This is a genomic window from Bradyrhizobium sp. KZN70725 (assembly GCF_055264925.1).
This window is the reverse complement of sequence record NZ_JBUYWT010000160.1, coordinates 1-1710: the sequence shown is the minus strand read 5'-3', so window position 1 is coordinate 1710 and position 1710 is coordinate 1. Positions and strand designations below refer to the sequence as shown.

The window sequence follows — 1710 nt, the reverse complement described above, 5'->3', positions numbered from 1 at the left end:
CGGTTTGCTCATCGCCTTCCCCAATGCCGATGACCCGCCGTCAGGGAATCACGAATCGCTCGAAAGCAAAATCCAAAAACGCAAGAAAGCGCGCCACAACACCCGGCTTTCTTGCAAAATCGAATACTTTATCGAGGCAACTTCTACCCGTCTCCCAGGCCGATCTGCATTCTTCACGGACGACGCGTTATCGATCGACTTTTTCCTCGCCGCGAGGCCGGGCTCAAGCTTGCCGGATAATGCGACCTCGCGGTGTCTCGGTAGCCCGACGTGCTGCCGGGCATTTGTTGCTGATCATGGCGCATTGCTGCCCTTGGAATGGAAGCTCCTGCGCCGAGCCGACAAGCCCGCCGATCAGCAAGTCGCCTGACCTTCACGCAATGCCATCCATGGAGCTCGCCGTGCCCGCGCGCATGCGTCGATCAGGTGGTCTCGTCGTATGGGTACTCAGTTCTTCACGTGAGACGCGATGATGCTTGCGAACACACCGATTGCAGATCTTCGATCGGCGAGAAGCGCATTTCACTCGGGTCGCGCCCTATTCAGCCGACACCAGCGCCTAGTCGGTCCCGCAGTGCCGGTCGGCTGATGACAAGATTGTTGAGGTTCAGGTCCGGCCGTCTTGCTGCCAATCGTCTTACAAGTTCCCGGGTGCCGTCCACGACAAAGACGCCGCAGTCATAACCGTTCTGCTGCTGTCTTATCGGCGCCTGTTGCAGGTTAGCGTCGAGCCGTCCTGCGAGTACCGCTGCGGGCCTGTCGTTGTATCCTTGGGTGGAGTCATAGTGAAAGGCGACCGGCCCGCCCCAATTGCGGCGATCAACCAGCAGCAGCGACCAGTGACTGCCGCGCTGATGTCTATCCGTATTGCTGGCATCGCTTACCGGCAGGAACAAGAAGTCGGCTGTATCATGGCGAACCCACCCTAATGCTCGTTCGGCTACCTCCTTGGAGGGGGATCGCAACATTTGGGCTATCAGGGGATCCACGAACCGCGTCCGGGCGGCGAGATCCGGATTGTTCTGCAGCAACTCCTGCGCCAGGAGCTCATAGTCCCGCTGGATATGCTCGTCACCCAGCCACTGCGTGGGGCCCAGCACGGCTCCGCTGCGCTGGCCGGAAGAGGCAACGGTAGCCGAGGGGCCGATCTGAGCACCCGGGACGGGAGACGGGCGAGGATGATGGATGACCTGCGCACCGCGGCGTCCTAGCGGCCCTAATGGGATCGAGCGGGTCTCACCATTGACGGAGACCTGGGTTGGGCCGCTGGACTGGGGCGGCAGGACCCCGATGTTATCCCGGACATCGCGTAAGAAATCCGGCACCGGCGGGCGGCCATCCTGCCAATCCGCGTCGTCTCGGTGTCCGACGTCCTCAAGCGCCTGAGGTACGCCCGACCGCCCGACGAAGAACGCGGGTTTACCGGCAGGGCTGAGGACCGCCGCTGACTGAGCATCGTCAAGCATCTGCTGCGGCGTGTACGGCAGATCAACGAAAGACTGAAGACCGCGGAAAATGTCTGGCGACTGAGCTGGCGCGTCCGATGGTCCGGTGAAGAGCGGCGGTTTAGCGACAGCCCCACCCACCGGCGCTGACTGCGCATCGTCGCGCATCTGCTGCGGTGTGTACGGCAGATCAACGAAAGACTGAAGACCGCGGAAGGTGTCTGGCGACTGAGCTGGCGCGTCCGATGGTCCGGTGAAGAGCGGC

At 61.9% G+C, this 1710-nt stretch carries 2 protein-coding genes; one reads left to right on the top strand and one right to left on the bottom strand.

The annotated features are described in order from the left end of the window. Positions 1-370 (top strand): hypothetical protein (locus ACZBJS_RS42430; protein WP_463440324.1); only part of this gene is annotated, 370 nt, incomplete at its 5' end. 172 nt (positions 371-542) lie between these two features. Here the strand turns inward: ACZBJS_RS42430 and ACZBJS_RS42425 are convergent. Continuing rightward, the coding region (locus ACZBJS_RS42425; RefSeq protein WP_463440323.1) for a Ulp1 family isopeptidase at positions 543-1710 on the bottom strand (1168 nt) is incomplete at its 5' end.